This is a genomic window from uncultured Sphingomonas sp. (assembly GCF_964244235.1).
In the GTDB taxonomy this organism is placed as follows: Bacteria; Pseudomonadota; Alphaproteobacteria; order Sphingomonadales; family Sphingomonadaceae; genus Sphingomonas.
The window spans coordinates 1-18,878 of the sequence record NZ_CAXTII010000054.1 but is presented as its reverse complement, the minus strand read 5'-3'; the positions used below and the strand labels follow the sequence as shown (position 1 = coordinate 18,878).

The window sequence follows — 18,878 nt, the reverse complement described above, 5'->3', positions numbered from 1 at the left end:
GAGATCGCCGTGATCACACCGGCGAAGCTACACCACGCCGTGGGGCACGATCGCGTCCTAGAACGACCAGCGGAGCCATCGATGTCGCTCAGGTACAGCTTCGCGGGTTTCAACTTCTCGCCGAATTGATCTCACCATTTGATCGCATGGTGCGCGGATCAGGGGTGGCGTAATGCGATATTCTCGTAGTTTCGGCGACTGCCGGATAAAAATGACTGGTGCTGCCGGTGAGGATTGAACTCACGACCTCAGCCTTACCAAGGATGCGCTCTACCACTGAGCTACGGCAGCACTCGTCCGTTGGACGGAAGCGCGCCTAGAGCGGAGGGGGGGATGATTGTCAAGGCGGACGGCGCGCGCTAGCCGACCCCCGATGGCGCAGAAGGACAGCAAGGCCGAACGGGACGCGCGGTTGGCCGCGGCATTGCGCGCCAATCTGCGGCGGCGCAAGGCGGTGCTGGCGGTCGATCCGTCGACGCCCGCCGCCGCCGACCCCGCCGATCCGGATCGCTCCCCGCTCGCATAGGACCATGTCCGCCCCCCCCGCAGCCGGGCATCACGAGCATTCGCGTCAGCCGATGCGCGCGCATTTGCGGGCCAGCCATGCCGCATCATCCCCCTGCAACAGCGGACCGATCACCGCGATCACGCTGGCGTGATAGGCGTCGAGCCAGGACAACTCGTCGGGATCGAGCAGCGCCGGTTCGATCAGGTCGCGCTCGATCGGCGCGAAGGTCAGCGTCTCGAAGCCGAGCATGACGCGGTCGGGATCGCCCCCTGCGACGACGCGTTCCTCGATCAGCAGCAGGTTCTCGATCCGGATGCCGTATTCGCCCGCCTTGTAATAGCCCGGCTCGTTCGACAGCATCATCCCCGCGCGCAGCGGCTCCAGCGCGGCGGCGCCCGGATAATCGGGCTTCGCGATCCGCTGCGGCCCCTCGTGCACCGCCAGGTAGCTGCCGATTCCGTGGCCGGTGCCATGCGCGAAATCGAGCCCGGCCTCCCACAAGGGTCGCCTGGCGAAGGCGTCGATCTGGCCACCCGTCGTGCCGTCCGGAAAGACCGCGGTGGCGATGGCGATATGCCCCTTCAGCACGCGGGTGAATCGGTCGCGCATCTCCGCGCTCTGTTCTTTGGCGAGCGCACCGATCGGCATCACGCGGGTCACGTCGGTGGTGCCGTCGGCATATTGGCCGCCCGAATCGATCAGGTACAATTGCCCCGGGAGGATCGGCGCGTTCGAGTCCTCGGTGACGTGATAATGCGGGATCGCCCCGTGCGCGCCGGTGGCCGAGATCGACGGGAAGCTGAGATCGAGCAGCATGCCGCTGTCCTGCCGGAACGCCAGCAGCCTGGCGGCGGCGGAGAGTTCGGTCTGGCCGCCCTTCCCGCATTCGGTCTCCACCCAGCGCAGGAAGCGCGTCAGCGCCGCCCCGTCGCGTGCGGAGGCGGCGCGGTGTCCCGCGACTTCGGCCGCGTTCTTCAGCGCCTTTTGCAGCACGACCGGATCGCGCAAAGGCACGACCGTCGCCCCGCCCGCCTCCAGCGCGTCGAAGATCGCCGAGACCGCGCGTTCGGGATCGGCGACGACGCGCTTGCCCGCATAGCCCGCCAGTGCCCCCGCAAACGCCGACCCGTCGTGGATGCGCACCGCATTCCCCAGATGCTGGCGCACCGCATCGTCGATCTTCTCGGGCGCGACGAACAGGTCGGTCGTGCCATCGCTGCCGACGATCGCATAAGCGAGCGCGACCGGCGTGTGATCGACATCGCCGCCGCGCACGTTCAGCGCCCAGGCGATCGAATCGAGCGCGGACAGCACGACCGCGTCGGCGCGCTTTTCGGCCAGCCAGTCGGCGATCCCAGCGCGCTTGGCGGCGGAATTGGCCCCGGCCACCTGGTCGCCATGCACCGTCAGCCGTGCATCGGACGGTGCGGGGCGATCGGGCCAGACCGCATCGACCGGATTGGTATCGACCGGCACCAGCACCGCGCCCTTTTCCGCCAGCGCGGCCCTAGCTTCGGTCAGCCAGGCGCGGGTGTGCAGCCACGGATCGTACCCGATCCGCGCGCCGTCGGCGGCATGATCGGCCAGCCAGCCCGCGACGCTCGCCTGCGGGACGTCCACGAACCGCCAGTCGTCCGCGGACGCCTGCTCGCGCACCTGCAGCGTGTAGCGCCCGTCGGTGAAGATCGCCGCGTCCTCGGGCAGCACCACCGCCGTCCCCGCCGATCCCTGGAACCCAGTCAGCCAGCCGAGCCGCTGCGCATAGGCACCGACATATTCGCTCATATGCTCGTCGGTCAGCGGCACGACGAACCCGTCGAGCCCGTCCTGCACCAATTGCCGCCGAAGCGCGACGAGGCGATCGTGATGGTCTGGCACTCGGTCTCTCATCGGCTAAGTTTACAAAGTTTACGGAAGTCGCGGAAATTCAGGCCCGGTATGCCTTCCGGAATCGGGGGGCGATGGGCAAGGCGGTGGCGATCCATCCGGTGCTCATGCCAGATACGCCGTTTGTAGGACAGCCGCTGGAACCGAGCAGCGGATTCGTTCGTCGATCGGGTGAACAGAGGAAGACGAACGATGGCGAAGGACAAGCAGGCGATCTTGTACCGCATGGTCCTGCCCGACCATATCTGTCCCTTCGGGGTGCGCGCCAGGCAGCTGCTGCAGGCGGCGGGATATGACGTCGAGGAGCATATCCTGCGATCGCGCGACGCGGTCGATGCGTACGAGGCGAAGGAGGGCGTCGAGACGACGCCGCAGGTCTTCATCGGCGGGAAGAGGATCGGCGGCGCGGACGATCTGGAGGCGTATCTGGAGGCGCGGTGACGGCGGGCGCGGGGGTCGCGCGGGCCGGCCGATTTGCGTCGGACCATCGCCGCCGCAGGGTCGACGATTGCACTAAACGCAATCGGAAGTGGACGAAGTGGACACTACGTCACGCCGGGAATCGCCTCGCACGGGGGCCAGACGTGTTTTTCGAAGACCACCGGATCGAGACGCGCGTTGCCGACATGAGCGAGTACGTCGCACGGAAAATCCAACATTGCGAGGGTGCGGTTTGCGCTTCGACGATCGATCTTATTGGAGGCTTAGACGGAGAACACCGTCATGCCGGGCTCGGCCCGGCATCCAGAGCCCCAAGGTCCGTCGCCCGAGACTCTGGATCCCGGGACAAGCCCGGGATGACGCTTCTCAATCGACCGACCGCTGTGTGCTATCACCGCCGCAGCGACAGAAGGGGACCTGGTCGTAGCCAATCAAACCAAGCCGTCTCGCTTCGCGAACTGGTAAGACACCAATGCAAGTTCCGCGCGAAAGATGACCATGTTCGTCAACGGCACCTGATCCCGCGGAAGGCAATCGACCGCGGCTCTGGTCAAAGGAGAGATGGCTTTCTTTTCAGCCAAAGATGCTGGTGCGGTCAGAAATAGCGCTGACACCTTAAGTGATTCCGTTTTGATGACGCAGGCAACGAAACCATTTGGCTCTGCCGGGGTCTGCGCATCCTTTAAAGCCCCGACGTCCACATGCCGACGCCGAAGAAGCTCTTCCGCCATCAGCCCCGCAAAGACCACGGGTTTAAACTTCAGCTTTCCTGCTCGCGGGACGCAGGACCGTTCGTCAAGCGCGAAAGACCGCAAGGCCGGCTGATAGTCAGCGCTCCGATAATCCGTCTCGACGATGCGCGCCGCACGTTTGGCATTATGCGCAACCGCACATCGCGCATAGACGTCCATGATGCGGACGGCGACGGGGTCGGGTTCATCCGCCGCGAACGAAGGAGGCTGCTGACCCTGAGCGGCCGCACCGGTCATCGCCGACAACGCCAACATCACTTGCCTGATCATAGCCGAGTCCCATCGTCCGGTTTGCACGCAGTCTGGTCGATGACCCGCCAGATCGCAATCCATACGATCGCCGCCGCCGCGTCGTCGACGGCCAGTCCAGCCCAGCCCAGTCCAGCCCAGCAACATCCCCACACCACCTACCCCCCACCACCATCCCCCGCTAAGACGCCGCGCATGACCGCACCCAGGCCCCCCGTCGCCGCCACCCGCCCGCACGCCTTCACCATGCACGGCGTCATGATCGACGATCCCTATGCCTGGCTGAAGGACCCCAACTACCCGGACGTGAAGGACGCCGACATCCTCGCCTATCTCGGGGAGGAGAACGCGTATTTCGAGACCATGATGGCCCCGCACAAGCCGCTGGTCGACCGGCTGTACGAAGAGATGAAGGGGCGCATCAAGGAGGACGAATCCTCCGTGCCGCAAAAGGATGGCGACTGGCTGTACTGGACCGCGTTCGAGACGGGCGGACAGTATCGCAAATGGTGGCGCAAGCCCGTCGCGGGCGGCGCGGACGAGTTGCTGCTCGACGAGACCGCGCTGGCGGAGGGGCACGAGTATTTCCGTCTCGGCGCGTTCGCGATCAGCAACAATGCGCGCTTCCTCGCCTATGCGATCGACGACAGCGGCGCGGAGCGGTTCGAGGTGCGGGTCAAGGACCTGACCACCGGCGAACACCTGCCCGACATCATCCCCGGCATGCTGTCCGACATCGTCTGGACCACCGACGACACGGGCTTCCTGTACGGCGTCGCGAACGACCAGTGGCGGACGGACAATGCGCGCTTCCACCGGCTGGGCACGCCGGTCGCCGACGATGTCGAGCTGTTCCACGAGGCCGACGAAGGCTACCGCGTCGCGGTGGCGGAGACGAGCGCGCGCAACTGGATCGTCATCGCGACGGGGGATCACACCACCAGCGAGATCTACCTGCTGCCCGCGAACGATCCGTTCGCGACACCGCTGCTGGTCGCCGCGCGCAAGGAGGGGCGCGAGTACGACGTCGACGAGCATGACGGCACGCTGTTCATCCACACCAACGACACCGACCCGCAATTCCGCCTGGTCACCGCGTCGATCGATACGCCGGGCGAATGGACCGAACTGATCGCGCCCGACCCGCATTTCTACATGACCGGGGTCGAATGCTACCGCGACTATTTCGTGGTCGAGGGGCGCGAGGACGGGCTCGATCGGGTCGCGATCCACCGCTACGACGCCCCGGCCACGCCGGAATGGATCGACTTCCCCGAGGCGAGCTATGCCGCGGGGCTGGGCGACAATCCCGAATATGACATGCCGGTGCTTCGGCTCGGCTATGAATCGATGGTCACGCCGGGCACCGTGTACGACTATGACGTAGGTACGCGTGCGCTGACCGTGCTGAAGGTGCAGGAAATCCCGTCGGGATATGACGGCAGCGGCTACCAGACCGAGCGGCTGAAGATCGCGGCGCGCGACGGGACGATGGTGCCGGTGTCGATCGTATATCCCGCCGACTTCCCGAAGGACGGCAGCCGGCCGTTGTTCCTCTACGCATACGGCGCCTACGGCCATGCGATCCCGCCGGGCTTCTCGACCGGGCGGCTGTCGCTACTCGACCGCGGGCTCGCCTATGCCATCGCGCATATCCGCGGCGGCGACGATCTTGGGCAGCAATGGTATCACGACGGCAAGCTGGCGAAGCGCGCGAACAGCTTCACCGATTTCGTCGATGTCGCAAAGGGGCTGATCGATGGCGGATGGACCGCGGCGGGGAAGATCGCGATCGCGGGGCGGTCGGCGGGGGGCGAGCTGATGGGGGCGGTCGTCAATTCCGACCCGCATCTGTGGGGCGCGGTGATCGCGGACGTGCCGTTCGTCGACGTGCTCAACACGATGCTCGACGCCGACCTGCCGCTGACGCCGGGCGAATGGCCCGAATGGGGCAACCCGATCGAGGATGCCGAGGCGTTCGCCCTCATCCGCTCGTACAGCCCCTACGATCAGGTCCGCGCCCAGGCCTATCCGCCGCTGTTCATCTCCGGCGGGCTGAACGATCCGCGCGTCACCTATTGGGAGCCCGCCAAATGGGCGGCGAAATTGCGCGCCACCAGGACCGACGACAATATCCTGCTGCTGAAGACCAACATGGGCGCGGGGCACGGCGGCAAGTCGGGGCGGTTCGAAAGCTTGCGCGAGGGGGCGGAGGAACACGCCTTCGTGCTGTGGCAACTCGGTATCGACGCGTAGGCCAGAGGTGAGCCTGGAAGCCATCCTCCAGCATTACGGGCTCGCCGCCCTGTTCGTGGGCGCAGGCGTCGAGGGCGAAACCGTCGTCGTCGGCGGCGGCTTGCTGGCGCACCGGGGCTATTTCCCGCTGCCGGGGGCGATGGCGGCGGCGTCCGCCGGATCGTTCGTGGCGGACCAGCTGTTCTTCCTGGGCGGGCGGCGTTTCCGCGACCATCGCTGGGTGCGGGGCGTGCGCGAGAAGCCGGCTTTCGCGCGCGCGACCGGCTGGCTGGAACGCTATCCGATCGGCTTCATCTTCGCGTTCCGCTTCATCTACGGCCTGCGCACCGTCAGTCCGATCGCGATCGGCACCAGCCGGGTCGAGGCGCGGACCTTCCTGATCGTCAACATCGTGGCGGCGATCGTGTGGGGTGTGACCTTCACCACCATCGGCTATCTGGCCGGGCGGCGCTTCGAACATCTGCTCCACCGCTTCGTCCCCGGCACGCCGCTGCTGCTCGCCGCCGTCGGCATATTGGGCGGCGTGGCGGTCGCGGCGCAGGTCGGACGGCTGGCCTGGCAGCGCTGGCGCGGGAGGCCGCGAGGATGACCCGCTTCACCATGACCTTCACCGCGACCGCCGCGGACATCGACGCGAACGGCCATGTCAACAATGCGGTGTGGGTCCGCTGGATCCAGGAAATCGCGGTCGCGCACTGGGAAGCGGTCGCGCCCGCGGATCACCAGGCGGCGCATAGCTGGGTCATCACCCGTCACGTCGTCGATTACCGTGCCAATATCGCGGCAGGCGAAACCGCGATCGGCGAGACATGGGTCGACGCCGCCCCGGCCGGCGCGCGGTTCGGTCGCAATGTGCGCTTTCTGACCGCGGACGGCCGGGTGACGGTTGAGGCGGTCACCACCTGGGCGCTGCTGGACCGGGCGAGCGGTCGCCTGATGCGCGTCCGCCCCGACATCGCCGCACCCTTCTACGGCAGCGGCTGAACCGCCAGCAGGCTATCCACCCAATCCGGCACCAGCGCACCCGCCGCGCCCAGCCGGGTCTCGTCGAACCAGCCCGACCCGGCCGACCGCTCGAGGTTCAGCTCCAGCGTCGCCGCGCCATACGCCCGCGCGGTCTGCACGAACCCGGCGGCAGGATACACCGCGCCCGACGTGCCGATCGACACGAACAGGTCCGCCGTCGCCAGCGCCGCCTCGATCCGCTCCATCGCGTACGGCATCTCGCCGAAGAACACGATGTCCGGCCGCACCACCCCCGCCCCGCAGCCGCCGCACGCCGACCCCGGCGGCAACGGCCCGTCATGCGGACCCCGCGAACCGCACGCCGCGCACAGCGCCGATCGCAATTCGCCGTGCATGTGCAGCAACCGCCGCGTCCCCGCGCGCTCGTGCAGATCGTCGACATTCTGCGTCACGATCAGCAGCTCTCCCCGCCACCCTGCATCCAGCCGCGCGAGCGCATCATGCGCCGCGTTGGGCATGACCCCGCCCAGCGCCGCCCGCCGCGCATCGTAGAAGCGGTGGACCAGCACCGGATCGGCAGCGAGAGCCTCGGGCGTGCAGACGTCCTCGACCCGGTGCCCCTCCCACAATCCGCCGGGACCGCGGAAGGTCGCGATCCCGCTCTCGGCGGAGATGCCGGCACCGGTGAGGACGACGATGGTCTGGGGGTGGGGCATCGGGTTGGGTATAGCGGGGGATGGGGGTGGGTAGAAATGGTGGATGCGGTACCGCGGCTTTGCGGTGACGTAGCGGCGATAGCTCGCGTGGTCAGCGTTCGGAAAGGTTCGAATGGGAAAACACGCGTTCCTGGAAGTGAGCCGCCGAGCGGCCGCTCACAGCGCCCTCGCCGTCACAACATGCCGATGTTGTGCAGCCACTGCTTGACCTGCCCGGGCCATTCCCGCGAGATCGGATCGGCTGTCGGTCGCATCCCGAAGGCATGGCCTCCCTTGGCATAGAGCCGCATATCGACCGGCACGCCCGCATCACTGAGCGCCAAGGCATAGGCCATCGGCTCTCGGATCTCGTCTATGGGATCGTTCATCGCATGAAGGATCAGCGTCGGTGGTGCCTTGGGACTGATGGTAACCCATGGCTTGAGTTCGAGACTGTTCCTGCCCTTTCTATCATCCAGCATACGCGCCGTGTAGGCGACGATCGCGAAATCGGGCCGTGGCGATTGCCGGTCAGCCGCGTCCGCACGCGGATAGGTGCGCTCTTCCGTATTGCTCATGGCCGCCGCCAGATAGGCTCCCGCCGAAAAGCCGATCACGCCGATCTTGTGCGGATCGATCCCGTAGGACGAAGCCTGCTGCCGCAGCAGCCCCATCGCGCGCTGTGCGTCTTCCAGGCCCAATAATTTTTTGGGCCGCTGTTGCTTGCCGTTCTTCTGCGGCCACAATTGCGGCACCCGGTATTTCAGCACCGCACAGGTCATCCCCTGCTGCACCACCCAATCGCAGATTTCGGTGCCTTCAAGGTCGGTCGCGATGACTTCGAAACCGCCGCCCGGCAGGACCAGCATGGTGGCTCCGCCATTGCGTTCCTTCGGTCGATAGAGGGTCATGGTCGGCCGGGTGACGTAGCTCGCCCAATGCCATTTGCGCCCTCCCATAAGGCCCGTGCCGTTACCGGTCCCCTCGGGCCGATCGCCGGAGTCGGGCTTGGCGAGAGGCGTGCTCGCGGGCCAAAGCGGCATCTGAACACCACCATCGGCAGGCTGCCATACGCCTGCACGCTCCATCTTCGGGAGGACAACGTTCGCAGGCGCGTGGTCGGTCTTGCTCACCTGACCGCAGGCCGCACCAGCGATGCCGATTGCGAGGAGAGAGGGCACGACGAACCGGAACCGTGACAAACCGTATCTCCTGTTTCGAAAGGACGTCATGCTTTCAGGTTGAGCATGTTTGCTATCGGCGAGGCTAGCGACCGAAGCCCATCGCGCAAATAAACAATTTTCCCATTGCGTCCCGCGACCAGTTTCGAATGGCGGTAGATCGGACGAACGGCCAGACTCGAACGCTTGCTGTCGTCCCCCCACCAAGAGACGCGCATATCGACCGCAATCCCATCTGTTCCCCGCCGCCCGCTTCGTGCAAAGATGCGCCCATGCAAGCCCCCCGCCCCACCGCCCCCCAATGACCTCCATCGGCATCTACGGAGTCGCCGGACGCATGGGCCGCGCGATCGTCGCCGCGATCGAGGATGCGGGCGCGACGCTGGCGGGGGGCGCGGAGGCGGGCGACGATCCCGCCGCACTGGCGCGCACGTCCGACGTGCTGGTCGATTTCTCCACCCCGACCGCGCTCCAGCCGCATCTGGCCGCCGCGGTCGCGGCGGGGACGCCGATCGTCATCGGCACCACCGGCCTCGGCGCCGCGGACCAGCGCGCGCTCGACGCCGCCGCCGCGCAGATCGCGGTGCTGCAGACCGGCAATACCTCGCTCGGCGTCGCGCTGCTGCGGATCCTGGTGCGCGAGGCCGCGGCGCGGCTGGGGGCGGATTGGGACATCGAGATCCTGGAGATGCACCACCGCCACAAGGTCGACGCGCCGTCGGGTACCGCGCTGCTGCTCGGCGAGGCGGCGGCGGCGGGGCGCGGCACGACGCTTGGCGCGGTGCGCGTCGACAGCCGCGCCGGGCTGGTCGGCGCACGGTCCGAAGGGACGATCGGCTTCGCGAGCTTGCGCGGCGGATCGGTGGTCGGCGACCATAGCGTGATCTTCGCGAGCGAAGGCGAGCGGATCGAACTGAACCACCGCGGCGACGACCGGTCGATCTTCGCCAAGGGCGCGGTCAGCGCAGGCCTGTGGCTCGCCGGGCGCACGCCGGGACGCTATGCGATGGGCGACGTGCTGGGCCTGTGAGCAGCGCCGGATGAAGAAGACGGCGGTCGTCGAATTCTACGCGCGGCTGGCGGCGGACAATCCGCACCCGGAAACCGAGCTGGCGTCGGACAACGTCTATCAGCTGCTCGTCGCGGTCGTGCTGTCCGCGCAGGCGACCGATGTCGGCGTCAACAAGGCGACGCGCGCGCTGTTCGCCGACGTCCATACGCCCGCGCAGATGGTCGCGCTCGGGATCGACGTGCTGAAGCAGCACATCCGCACGATCGGCCTGTTCAACACCAAGGCGAAGAACGTCATCGCGCTGTCCGAAGCGCTGATCCGCGATCACGGCGGCGTGGTCCCCGCGGACCGCGGCGCGCTGGAGGCGCTGCCCGGCGTCGGCCGCAAGACCGCGAACGTCGTCATGAACGTGGCGTTCGGCGCGGAGACGTTCGCGGTGGACACGCATATCTTCCGCGTCGGCAACCGCACCGGCCTCGCGCCCGGCAAGACGCCGCTGGCGGTGGAACTTGCGCTCGACAGGGTCACCCCCGCCCCGTTCCGGGGCCACGCGCATCACTGGCTGATCCTGCACGGGCGCTATGTGTGCAAGGCGCGGCGACCCGAATGCTGGCGCTGCATCGTCGCCGACCTGTGTGCGTTCAAACCCAAGACCCCGCCGCCAAAGGACTAGCGCCAGAGCCACCCGCCTGCTACGCGATCGATCGCTCAGGCACCCGTAGCTCAGCTGGATAGAGCGCTGCCCTCCGAAGGCAGCTGTCAAGTCCGAGCGAACGGGAGCGAAGGCAAAATGAGGATTTAGTTTCAATACGTTACGGCGCTAACGAGGATAGCTTGGAACCTCCGGGAAATTCACGTAAGCACCACGTAAGCAATACGCACCCGTAGCTCAGCTGGATAGAGTGGCGCCCTCCGAAGGCGTAGGTCACAGGTTCGAATCCTGTCGGGTGCACCATTGCCGCATAGTCGTAGTGCGAGTAGCACTTCCCCAATCTATTAGCCGCCAACCGAAAAGCCAAGCTCTGGGACTATTCGGTATCGGTGGTTGGGGGAACTCGCAATACCCGATCCCTCTAATTGTGGCCTCGCGCTTTTCCGACTTGATAGTCAAATACCACGCTTGGCAGCGTGACCGCCCACCCGTCCGGTAACTGCCTGTCCGAAAGGCTCTAGGCGGTGGTGACCATTAACTATTTGAGCCATAGCATGATGCTGGCGAGCTTTGGGAAGGCGAGGAGTTGGCGGCGAGCTTGTCGCAGCGTGTGGCGATCCTGCGCCATTGTCTGACATGGCGAAAAACCTTCGATGGCCCATCGCTGTTTGTAGGCAGTGCGGTCATAGCGGTGCTGATATTTGCGGTGGCGGCGCGGCGGATTGACCGGTTCGCCACCTTGTTTGTAGATTAGATCGTCAAGCCTTCTCGACTACGCTGATAGGGATGCACCATATCGCCCTGGATCGGGCCTGCATGCGCAGCCGCTACAACACGGTCGACTGGTGAACGGGCTCGAGGCCGATGCACGGGCCAGCAAGCCCGGTGGCATCGCCGACCACCTCGCGCCTCTCGACCTCGTGATCCTCGGCGAGATTCGCTATTGTTTCTTTCCCTGATCAGGTCCAAATCGCGCGATCAAATTATAGCTGCCTGCCGCGAACTGCTGACGAACCTGAGTGATCCCTTCCTCACCCCGCCAGGTCCGTCGCTCGACCAGCAGGCATGAACTATCAACCGGAATAGCAAGGCAAGCCGCACATTCTTCGGAAGCTGCAGTCGCTCCGATTATATTTTCTGCTTCCGTCCAGGCGATATGTTCCAAAAGCCATGATCCGGGTGGCTCGAATGTAAAGTCCGCTTTGACTATCGTGGGCACCGTCGCAAGACTAATTAATCGCTCCTCGAACGCGAACGGCCTGTCGTCAGCAATGTGCACGCCCTTGACGAAAAGAAGGCGGCCTTTTCCCGCAAGTCGCTTTTCCTCGTCATTGTTTCTGGCCGCACTCCGGATGACCCTGTCAACGACGTGATAGCGATACGTCTGGCCGCGCTGAGCAATTTCCGTACGCAAATCAGGAACATCGAGCACCATGGATTGATTGGCCGGCTTGGCAACCACCGTTCCGACTTTCCGTCGGCGGTAAACCAGCCCGGCGTCATTCAGCCGCGATAGCGCCTTGTTCACCGTGGCCCGCGAGCAGCCATAGACCTCCATCAATTCGAGCTCGGATGGAATCTTTCCGCCAGGCAAAACGGCACCCGAGAGGATCTGACCCTCGATGTCGGCACGGATCCTTTCATGAAGTGCCGTTTCGCTCATATCGTCAACCTGTTCAGCGTTCTGGAGTAGCGATCGACGATCGACGATCGACGCTGATGACGGCCCTCACTAACCACCTTCACGCCCCGCCTCCAAACGCAATCGATCGCATCGCGACCTGCGGCGAAGACCCAGCTGTCCAGAACGTCGTCGCCGTGTCGGCCGACAAGGGAGGGGTGGTCGGCTCGGATGCTGATGAGATCTGCGGACGATCCGGTCGCGATGCCTGCGGTTCCGCCAAGTGCCTGCGCCCCTCCCTCCATGGCGGCATGAAAAATGTTCGATCCGGTAGAACGCCGGTCGGCGGTCGATATCAGATTGCGTTGCCGGTGCACGAGGCGCTGACCGTATTCAAGCAGCCGCATTTCCTCCGACGCATCGATCAGGACATTCGAGTCGCTCCCCAAGCCAAAGCGCCCGTTCGATTGCAGGTAACGCTCGATCGGGAAAAATCCGTCACCCAGATTGGCCTCCGTGATCGGGCAAAGCCCCACCACCGCGCCGCTAAGCGCCAGCCGCCGTGTCTCCTCATCGGTCATGTGAGTCGCATGGACGAGACACCACCGCTCGTCCGGCGCCGCGTTTTCCAGCAGCCACTCGACAGGACGTCGGCCCGTCGAGGCGACGCAGTCGTCGACTTCCCGTATTTGTTCGGCGACGTGCATGTGGATCGGGCCACGGCCGAATTGCCCGATCAGTTCCGACAGCTCACCGGGCGTGGTTGCCCTAAGACTGTGCGGAGCGATCCCGAGCACGGCATCCGGCAGGGCGTTGCGCATCGGCTCCAACGCCGACATGAGCCGGGCGAAGCTGTCGACGTCGTGAACGAACCGGCGCTGGTTCTCCGTTGGGGGAAGGCCGCCGAACCCGGAATGAGCATAAAATACCGGCAGATGGGTCAGCGCGATCCCGGTTTCTTCCGCTGCCGCGAAAATCGCGCCGCTCATTTCGGCGCTGTCCGCGAACATCGAACCGTCTCGATCGTGGTGAAGATAATGGAATTCGCCGACCCGCGTGAAGCCGGTCTCGAGCATTTCGGCGTACGCCAGGCTGGCGATCGAAAAGAGATCATCCGGCGTCAGCCGGTCTACGAACCGGTACATGACATCGCGCCACGTCCAGAAACTGTCCGACGAGAGACTCCGCTTTTCGGCAAGCCCCGCCATGCCACGCTGAAAGGCGTGGCTGTGAAGGTTCGACAGGCCAGGTAGGCCGATGGCGTACCGCTCCCTGCCGGCTTCCGCCTCGGAGTCCGGGGCGATCTCGGCGAATTGCCCGTCTCTCACGCGCACCCGGACGTTTTGCTTCCATCCGGCAGGCAGCAGAAACCTGTCGAAATGTAGCGCAGTTTCAGCAGCCATCGAACTCTCCTTAGCTTCGTCCATTATGTCTAGACAAAAGCAAATGGCGTTGCTATAGCGATTTTATAACGGCGGAGCGGTAACGTGCAATGCGATCGAATTTGGCGCGACGCTCGCCTCATGAGCATGGTCGGTCGGGATCTGGGGATCGTTGAAGACGGCGTGATCGCGTCGCGCGGCGACCGGATCGTCTATGCGGGACCGGCGAGTGATGCGCCGGATTTCGACGCCGTCGAGGAGACGCGATGCGACGGCCGGTGGGTGACGCCCGGGCTGATCGACTGCCACACCCATCTCGTTCACGGCGGCGACCGTTCGCACGAGTTCCAGTTGCGCCTGCAAGGCGCCTCCTACGAGGACATCGCGCACGCCGGCGGCGGCATCGCCTCGACGATGCGGGCGACGCGTGAGGCCGGCGAGGACGCCCTGGTGGCGACCGCCTTGCCGCGGCTCGACGCCCTGATCGGCGAGGGCCTCACCACGGTCGAGATCAAGTCCGGCTATGGACTGGAGCGAGATGCGGAGATCAGGATGCTTCGCGTCGCGCGGCGCCTGGGCCGCGAACGCCGCGTCGGCGTCGTCACGACCTTCCTCGGCGCCCACGCCGTGCCGCCGGAATATGCGGGCGACGCGGGCGCTTACGTCGCGGCCGTGTGCGACGACATGCTGCCGGCGGCCGCCGCCGAGGGGCTGGTCGACGCTGTCGACGTCTTTTGCGAGGGTATCGGCTTCAGTCCGGCGCATACCGAGCGCGTTCTCGCCGCCGCCGCGGCGCTGGGCCTCCCCGTCAAGCTTCACGCCGATCAGCTTTCGAACCTGGGCGGGGGAGCGCTGGCGGCGCGGTACGGCGCGCTCTCGGCCGATCATCTCGAATATCTCGACGACGCCGGCATCGCCGCGATGGCGCGCGCCGGCACCGTCGCGACGCTGCTGCCGGGCGCCTTCTATTTCGTTCGCGAGACACGGCTGCCGCCAATCGCGGCGCTGCGCGCCGCCGGCGTGCCGATCGCGATCGCGACGGACTGCAATCCCGGCACCTCGCCGCTCACCTCGCTGCTGCTTGCGATGAACATGGCGGCCACCCTGTTCCGCCTGACCGTCGACGAGTGCCTTGCCGGCGTGACGCGAAACGCGGCGCGCGCGTTGGGGCTCGCCGGGGAGATCGGCACGCTGGACGCCGGCAAGCGCTGCGACCTCGCAGTATGGAACGTCGAGCGTCCGGCCGAACTGGTCTATCGCATGGGCTTCAACCCACTTCATGCCCGCGTTTGGAAGGGGCAATGAGCGTCGTGCGGAAGCGGGAGCGTTCGCCTGCCCAGTTCCGAAGCGACGACACGCCCAGCGGGGCGTGTCGCGGGCTGTTTGAAAGGGCGGAATGATGGCCAATGTGGAAACCGCAATTTCCCTCATGAAGATGGCCCTGGCGCTGCTCGGCACCGAAGGCGAAGACAGTGCAGCGGTGATGCTTCAGCACTCTATCAGCATAGCCGAGCGCGAACCGATTTCGCGAACGGTTGAAGAAGCGGACGAACTCTTGAACGCCCCCGCGGCGCGCACCGCCGGCCGGCGATCGCGCCGCGCATGAGCGGCTTCCTTGAAATCCGGCGAGGGCGGGCGCCGTTAATCGTCGCCTTCCCCCACACGGGGACCGACATGCCGGCCGACGTCGAGATGCGGTTCGTCTCGGGCTGGCTGGCGCGCAAGGATGCGGACTGGTGGATCGACGATCTTTACCGGTTCGCGCGCGAACTCGACGCAACCTGCATCCGCACGCGGATCTCGCGGAGCGTGATCGACGTCAATCGTGATCCTTGGGGCCGGTCGCTCTATCCTGGTCAAGCGACGACGGAACTGTGCCCGACCACGACTTTCGACGGCGAACCGCTATACACTGGAGACGGCCCAGACAATGCGGAGATCGATCGTCGCCGCGCAACCTATTTCGACCCCTATCACGCCGCGATCGGTGCGGAGCTCGGACGGCTGCGCGCCGTGCATCACCGCGTCGTGCTCTACGATGCCCACTCGATCCGCAGCAGGATCCCGCGCCTATTCGACGGCGAGCTGCCGCAGTTCAGCGTCGGAACCAACGATCGCGCCGCCTGCTCCGGTGCGCTAGCCGACAGGATCGGCGAGCTGTGCGGCCGCAGTGGCCACAGCCACGTCGTCGACGGGCGTTTCCGAGGGGGGTGGACGACCCGGCACTACGGGCGGCCGGACGACGGTATTCACGCCGTCCAGATGGAACTTGCGCAGCGCGGCTATATGGACGAGCCGGCTGATCCGTCGCCGGACAACTGGCCGACGCCCATCCATGCCGCACCGGCGATCGCCCCCGTGCTGTCGGACATCCTCTCAACGTGCATCGCCTTCGCAAAGGGAAAAGAATGAGCCGTCTCGACAACAGCCGCGTGATCCGCCCCGCAACTGGCACCGAACTGACCGCCAAAAGCTGGCTGACCGAGGCCCCGTTGCGGATGCTGATGAACAATCTGCACCCCGATGTCGCCGAGCGGCCGGAGGAACTGGTCGTCTATGGCGGCATCGGCCGGGCGGCGCGCGACTGGGAAAGCTACGACAAGATCGTCGAGACATTGCGGCGGCTGGAGGACGACGAGACGCTGCTGGTCCAGTCGGGCAAGCCGGTGGGCGTGTTCAAGACCCATGCCGACGCGCCGCGCGTGCTGATCGCCAACTCGAACCTCGTTCCCAGATGGGCGACCTGGGAGCATTTCGACGAGCTCGATCGCAAGGGCCTGGCGATGTACGGCCAGATGACCGCCGGATCGTGGATTTACATCGGCACACAAGGCATCGTGCAGGGCACCTACGAGACATTCGTGGAAATGGGTCGGCAGCACTATGACGGCGACCTCACCGGCCGCTGGCTGCTGACCGCGGGCCTGGGTGGGATGGGCGGGGCGCAGCCGCTCGCCGCCGTAATGGCCGGCGCCTCCTGCCTTGCCATCGAGTGCCAGCAGAGCCGCATCGAGATGCGTCTGCGCACCGGCTATCTCGACCGGAGCGCAACGACGATCGACGAGGCGCTGGCGATCATCGATCAGGCCAGGCTGGACGGAAAGCCGGTCTCGGTCGGACTGCTGGGCAACGCCGCCGAGCTGCTGCCGGAAATGTTCGCGCGCGGCATCCGTCCCGATCTGCTGACAGACCAGACCAGCGCGCACGATCCGGTCAACGGCTATCTGCCCGCCGGTTGGAGCGTCGAGCGCTGGATCGCCTCGCGCGAGCAGGATCCGGCCGGGGTCGCGGCGGCGGCGAAAGCATCCATGGCCACGCATGTGCAGGCGATGCTCGATTTCCAGGAAGCGGGCGTTCCGACGGTCGATTACGGGAACAACATCCGCCAGGTCGCCAAGGACGAGGGCGTAGCGGACGCGTTCGCGTTTCCGGGCTTCGTCCCCGCTTATATCCGCCCGCTCTTCTGCCGTGGCATCGGTCCGTTTCGCTGGGTGGCACTGTCGGGCGATCCCGAGGATATCTACAAGACCGATGCCAAGGTTAAGGAATTGCTGCCGGACGACGCCAATCTCCACCGCTGGCTCGATATGGCGCGCGAGAAGATTCAGTTCCAGGGCCTCCCCGCGCGCATCTGCTGGGTCGGGCTTGGCGACCGACATCGCCTTGGCCTCGCCTTCAACGAGATGGTTGCAACGGGTGAGCTCAAGGCACCGGTGGTGATCGGCCGCGATCATCTCGACAGCGGGTCAGTCGCGAGCCCCAATCGCGAAACCGAAGCGATGAAGGATGGCAGCGACGCCGTGTCCGACTGGCCGCTCCTCAATGCGTTGCTCAACACCGCGAGCGGTGCGACCTGGGTATCGCTGCACCATGGCGGCGGCGTCGGCATGGGCTATTCACAGCATAGCGGCATGGTGATCGTGGCCGATGGCACGCCGGAAGCGGCAAAGCGGATCGAGTGCGTCCTGTGGAACGATCCCGCGACCGGCGTGATGCGCCACGCCGATGCCGGATATGACATCGCGCTGGACTGCGCGCGCGAGACCGGGCTGGACCTTCCGGGCATCATCGGGTGACGGACATGGTGCTGCTGCCGGCCTGCGATCGCCGCTCTCGACCCTGGAAGAACGGTCGCGGTACGACCCAGGAGGTCGCGATTCACCCCGACGACGCCGGGATCGGCGACTTCGGTTGGCGGTTGAGCATCGCCGATGTCGTTCTCGAAGACGACTTCTCGGGCTTTCCGGGTGTCGATCGCCACCTGATGGTCCTGTCGGGGCGGTTGTCCATCCGGATAGGAGCCGAGCCGCCGACCGTCCGCGGAATTGACGACCTGGCACTGCGTTTCGCTGGCGAGACGCCGGTCAGGGCTGGTCCCCTCGACGGCACGGTGCGCGACCTGAACCTGATGGTCCGGCGCGGCCTGTTCGCCGGCCGCCTGATACGTCTTGACGACATCGATCGTCGGACCACGGGCGACGCCACCATCCTGGTGGCGCCGTCGCCGCTCGACGTGGCGGTGAACGGCGAGGTGAAGGCGCTCGGGGCGCTGGACGCGATCCGGCTTCGGCAAGGGTCGACGATCCGGGCCAAGGGCAGCGTGCTGCTGGCCGAAGTACGGCGGCGATAGGCGATGCTCCCGATACGCCCGCGTGGAGTCGCCTCCCCCTCTCAAGTGCGATGGAGCCGCCGATGACGCCCGATGCCCGGCACCGTACAGATACCCGGAGCGACAGCGGCTTCCTGGGTCACCCGGGGGGGCTCGGCGTATTGTGCGGAACGCAGCTCTGGGAGCGGTTCTCCTTTTATGGGATGCAGGCGCTCCTCCTTCTCTACATGACCGAGGATCTGCTGCGCAGCACGCAGGCGGATCGTGTGTGGGGGCTGCGCGCGTTCCGCGATATGCTGCAGCATGTCTTCGGTCCGCTGACGGACTTGAGTTTCGCGGCCCAGACCTATGGGATGTACGCCGGCCTGATCTACGTGACTCCGCTGATGGGCGCCTGGCTGGCCGACCGGTTCCTCGGCAAGACGCGCACGATCTGCTGTGGCGCGCTGATAATGTCGGCTGGCCATCTGGCCATGGCATCGACGCCGCTGTTCCTCGTCGCGCTCCTGCTACTCATCGTGGGGGGCGGCTGTGTCATCGGCAACCTGTCGTCGCAGGTCGGGGACCTCTACTCGCCCGGCGACGCGCGACGCACCAACGCCTTCGCGATCTTCCTGCTGGCCTCCAGCGTCGGATCGTTGCTCTCGCCGCTCGTCTCCGGCACCCT

The 18,878-nt window shown here is 65.9% G+C and carries 19 protein-coding genes, 2 tRNA genes and 2 pseudogenes; 15 read left to right on the top strand and 8 right to left on the bottom strand.

What is annotated here, in order from left to right; genetic code table 11:
- Nucleotides 1–216 precede the first annotated feature (216 nt).
- A tRNA-Thr gene (locus ACFE7D_RS10005) sits at nucleotides 217–291 on the bottom strand.
- Between the two features lie 82 nt (nucleotides 292–373).
- Here ACFE7D_RS10005 and ACFE7D_RS10000 point away from each other — a divergent pair.
- A complete protein-coding gene (locus ACFE7D_RS10000) occupies nucleotides 374–526 on the top strand; it encodes a hypothetical protein (RefSeq protein ID WP_375395276.1) in 153 nt (50 codons plus the stop codon).
- A gap of 45 nt (nucleotides 527–571) precedes the next feature.
- Here the strand turns inward: ACFE7D_RS10000 and ACFE7D_RS09995 are convergent, their stop codons facing one another.
- Entirely contained in the window at nucleotides 572–2,386 is a 1,815-nt protein-coding gene (locus ACFE7D_RS09995) for an aminopeptidase P family protein (protein WP_375395275.1), read from the bottom strand.
- Between the two features lie 201 nt (nucleotides 2,387–2,587).
- Between ACFE7D_RS09995 and ACFE7D_RS09990 the strand changes: the two genes are divergently transcribed.
- Nucleotides 2,588–2,836, top strand: a complete 249-nt coding sequence (locus ACFE7D_RS09990; protein ID WP_375395274.1) for a glutaredoxin domain-containing protein — start codon at nucleotides 2,588–2,590, stop codon at nucleotides 2,834–2,836.
- A gap of 431 nt (nucleotides 2,837–3,267) precedes the next feature.
- Here the strand turns inward: ACFE7D_RS09990 and ACFE7D_RS09985 are convergent, their stop codons facing one another.
- Nucleotides 3,268–3,858 carry a hypothetical protein gene (locus ACFE7D_RS09985; RefSeq protein WP_375395273.1) on the bottom strand — a complete coding sequence of 197 codons (591 nt, stop codon included), beginning with the start codon at nucleotides 3,856–3,858 and terminating at the stop codon, nucleotides 3,268–3,270.
- Between the two features lie 174 nt (nucleotides 3,859–4,032).
- Between ACFE7D_RS09985 and ACFE7D_RS09980 the strand changes: the two genes are divergently transcribed.
- The 3 genes from ACFE7D_RS09980 to ACFE7D_RS09970 are packed head-to-tail and all read left to right on the top strand — an operon-like array spanning nucleotide 4,033 to nucleotide 7,077.
- Nucleotides 4,033–6,093: a S9 family peptidase gene (locus ACFE7D_RS09980; protein ID WP_375395272.1), complete on the top strand. Its 2,061-nt coding sequence runs from the start codon at nucleotides 4,033–4,035 to the stop codon at nucleotides 6,091–6,093.
- A gap of 7 nt (nucleotides 6,094–6,100) precedes the next feature.
- On the top strand, nucleotides 6,101–6,682 hold the full coding sequence (locus tag ACFE7D_RS09975) for a DedA family protein (RefSeq protein WP_375395271.1): 582 nt from the start codon (nucleotides 6,101–6,103) through the stop codon (nucleotides 6,680–6,682).
- Entirely contained in the window at nucleotides 6,679–7,077 is a 399-nt protein-coding gene (locus ACFE7D_RS09970; protein ID WP_375395270.1) for an acyl-CoA thioesterase, read from the top strand. The genes ACFE7D_RS09975 and ACFE7D_RS09970 overlap by 4 nt, the downstream gene beginning before the upstream one ends.
- On the opposite strand, the gene ACFE7D_RS09965 is transcribed toward ACFE7D_RS09970, so the two are convergent.
- Complete coding sequence (locus ACFE7D_RS09965) at nucleotides 7,062–7,775, bottom strand: NAD-dependent deacylase (protein WP_375395269.1); 714 nt, start codon at nucleotides 7,773–7,775, stop codon at nucleotides 7,062–7,064. The two genes, ACFE7D_RS09970 and ACFE7D_RS09965, sit on opposite strands and share 16 nt — an antisense overlap.
- A gap of 173 nt (nucleotides 7,776–7,948) precedes the next feature.
- On the bottom strand, nucleotides 7,949–8,887 hold the full coding sequence (locus tag ACFE7D_RS09960; RefSeq protein WP_375395268.1) for an alpha/beta hydrolase: 939 nt from the start codon (nucleotides 8,885–8,887) through the stop codon (nucleotides 7,949–7,951).
- Nucleotides 8,888–9,236: 349 nt separating this feature from the next.
- Between ACFE7D_RS09960 and dapB the strand changes: the two genes are divergently transcribed.
- The 3 genes from dapB (at nucleotide 9,237) to ACFE7D_RS09945 (ending at nucleotide 10,902) form a co-directional block, all read left to right on the top strand.
- A complete protein-coding gene (dapB, locus tag ACFE7D_RS09955; protein ID WP_375395267.1) occupies nucleotides 9,237–9,965 on the top strand; it encodes a 4-hydroxy-tetrahydrodipicolinate reductase in 729 nt (242 codons plus the stop codon).
- 10 nt (nucleotides 9,966–9,975) lie between these two features.
- The gene (gene nth, locus ACFE7D_RS09950; RefSeq protein WP_375395266.1) at nucleotides 9,976–10,620 is read left to right on the top strand and encodes an endonuclease III; all 645 of its coding nucleotides are present in this window, start codon (nucleotides 9,976–9,978) and stop codon (nucleotides 10,618–10,620) included.
- A gap of 205 nt (nucleotides 10,621–10,825) precedes the next feature.
- Nucleotides 10,826–10,902 (top strand) — tRNA-Arg (locus tag ACFE7D_RS09945).
- A gap of 235 nt (nucleotides 10,903–11,137) precedes the next feature.
- On the opposite strand, the pseudogene ACFE7D_RS09940 reads toward ACFE7D_RS09945, so the two are convergent.
- Nucleotides 11,138–11,362: pseudogene (locus ACFE7D_RS09940) on the bottom strand (transposase); the annotation flags it as partial.
- A 32-nt stretch (nucleotides 11,363–11,394) separates the two neighbouring features.
- Here ACFE7D_RS09940 and ACFE7D_RS09935 point away from each other — a divergent pair.
- Nucleotides 11,395–11,552, top strand: a pseudogene (locus tag ACFE7D_RS09935) (ATPase); the annotation flags it as partial.
- Here the strand turns inward: ACFE7D_RS09935 and ACFE7D_RS09930 are convergent.
- A complete protein-coding gene (locus ACFE7D_RS09930) occupies nucleotides 11,540–12,262 on the bottom strand; it encodes a UTRA domain-containing protein (protein WP_375395265.1) in 723 nt (240 codons plus the stop codon). The pseudogene ACFE7D_RS09935 and the gene ACFE7D_RS09930 sit on opposite strands and share 13 nt — an antisense overlap.
- The gene (locus ACFE7D_RS09925; protein ID WP_375395264.1) at nucleotides 12,259–13,623 is read right to left on the bottom strand and encodes a formimidoylglutamate deiminase; all 1,365 of its coding nucleotides are present in this window, start codon (nucleotides 13,621–13,623) and stop codon (nucleotides 12,259–12,261) included. Before ACFE7D_RS09925 ends, ACFE7D_RS09930 begins: the two co-directional genes overlap by 4 nt.
- Before the next feature lie 84 nt (nucleotides 13,624–13,707).
- Here ACFE7D_RS09925 and hutI point away from each other — a divergent pair, with 84 nt between their 5' ends.
- The 6 genes from hutI to ACFE7D_RS09895 form a co-directional block, all read left to right on the top strand.
- The gene (hutI, locus tag ACFE7D_RS09920) at nucleotides 13,708–14,907 is read left to right on the top strand and encodes an imidazolonepropionase (RefSeq protein ID WP_375395263.1); all 1,200 of its coding nucleotides are present in this window, start codon (nucleotides 13,708–13,710) and stop codon (nucleotides 14,905–14,907) included.
- Nucleotides 14,908–15,001: 94 nt separating this feature from the next.
- Nucleotides 15,002–15,208, top strand: coding sequence for a hypothetical protein (locus ACFE7D_RS09915; RefSeq protein WP_375395262.1), 207 nt, complete (start codon nucleotides 15,002–15,004; stop codon nucleotides 15,206–15,208).
- Nucleotides 15,205–16,014: an N-formylglutamate deformylase gene (gene hutG, locus ACFE7D_RS09910; RefSeq protein ID WP_375395261.1), complete on the top strand. Its 810-nt coding sequence runs from the start codon at nucleotides 15,205–15,207 to the stop codon at nucleotides 16,012–16,014. The genes ACFE7D_RS09915 and hutG overlap by 4 nt, the downstream gene beginning before the upstream one ends.
- Nucleotides 16,011–17,678 (top strand): urocanate hydratase, encoded by a 1,668-nt coding sequence (gene hutU / locus ACFE7D_RS09905; RefSeq protein WP_375395260.1) that lies wholly within the window; start codon nucleotides 16,011–16,013, stop codon nucleotides 17,676–17,678. Before hutG ends, hutU begins: the two co-directional genes overlap by 4 nt.
- A 5-nt stretch (nucleotides 17,679–17,683) precedes the next feature.
- The gene (locus ACFE7D_RS09900; protein WP_375395259.1) at nucleotides 17,684–18,232 is read left to right on the top strand and encodes a HutD family protein; all 549 of its coding nucleotides are present in this window, start codon (nucleotides 17,684–17,686) and stop codon (nucleotides 18,230–18,232) included.
- 62 nt (nucleotides 18,233–18,294) lie between these two features.
- Nucleotides 18,295–18,878, top strand: a 584-nt coding sequence (locus ACFE7D_RS09895) for an MFS transporter (protein ID WP_375395258.1), incomplete at its 3' end; no start/stop codon positions are given.

Excerpts from the sequence above, each read along its gene's own strand:
- ACFE7D_RS10000 (WP_375395276.1), top strand. The coding sequence starts at position 374 with ATGGCGCAGAAGGACAGCAAGGCCGAACGGGACGCGCGGTTGGCCGCG.
- ACFE7D_RS09990 (WP_375395274.1), top strand. The coding sequence starts at position 2,588 with ATGGCGAAGGACAAGCAGGCGATCTTGTACCGCATGGTCCTGCCCGAC.
- ACFE7D_RS09985 (WP_375395273.1), bottom strand. The coding sequence starts at position 3,858 with ATGATCAGGCAAGTGATGTTGGCGTTGTCGGCGATGACCGGTGCGGCC.
- ACFE7D_RS09980 (WP_375395272.1), top strand. The coding sequence starts at position 4,033 with ATGACCGCACCCAGGCCCCCCGTCGCCGCCACCCGCCCGCACGCCTTC.
- ACFE7D_RS09970 (WP_375395270.1), top strand. The coding sequence starts at position 6,679 with ATGACCCGCTTCACCATGACCTTCACCGCGACCGCCGCGGACATCGAC.
- ACFE7D_RS09965 (WP_375395269.1), bottom strand. The coding sequence starts at position 7,775 with ATGCCCCACCCCCAGACCATCGTCGTCCTCACCGGTGCCGGCATCTCC.
- dapB (WP_375395267.1), top strand. The coding sequence starts at position 9,237 with ATGACCTCCATCGGCATCTACGGAGTCGCCGGACGCATGGGCCGCGCG.
- nth (WP_375395266.1), top strand. The coding sequence starts at position 9,976 with ATGAAGAAGACGGCGGTCGTCGAATTCTACGCGCGGCTGGCGGCGGAC.
- ACFE7D_RS09930 (WP_375395265.1), bottom strand. The coding sequence starts at position 12,262 with ATGAGCGAAACGGCACTTCATGAAAGGATCCGTGCCGACATCGAGGGT.
- ACFE7D_RS09925 (WP_375395264.1), bottom strand. The coding sequence starts at position 13,623 with ATGGCTGCTGAAACTGCGCTACATTTCGACAGGTTTCTGCTGCCTGCC.
- ACFE7D_RS09915 (WP_375395262.1), top strand. The coding sequence starts at position 15,002 with ATGGCCAATGTGGAAACCGCAATTTCCCTCATGAAGATGGCCCTGGCG.
- hutG (WP_375395261.1), top strand. The coding sequence starts at position 15,205 with ATGAGCGGCTTCCTTGAAATCCGGCGAGGGCGGGCGCCGTTAATCGTC.
- hutU (WP_375395260.1), top strand. The coding sequence starts at position 16,011 with ATGAGCCGTCTCGACAACAGCCGCGTGATCCGCCCCGCAACTGGCACC.
- ACFE7D_RS09900 (WP_375395259.1), top strand. The coding sequence starts at position 17,684 with ATGGTGCTGCTGCCGGCCTGCGATCGCCGCTCTCGACCCTGGAAGAAC.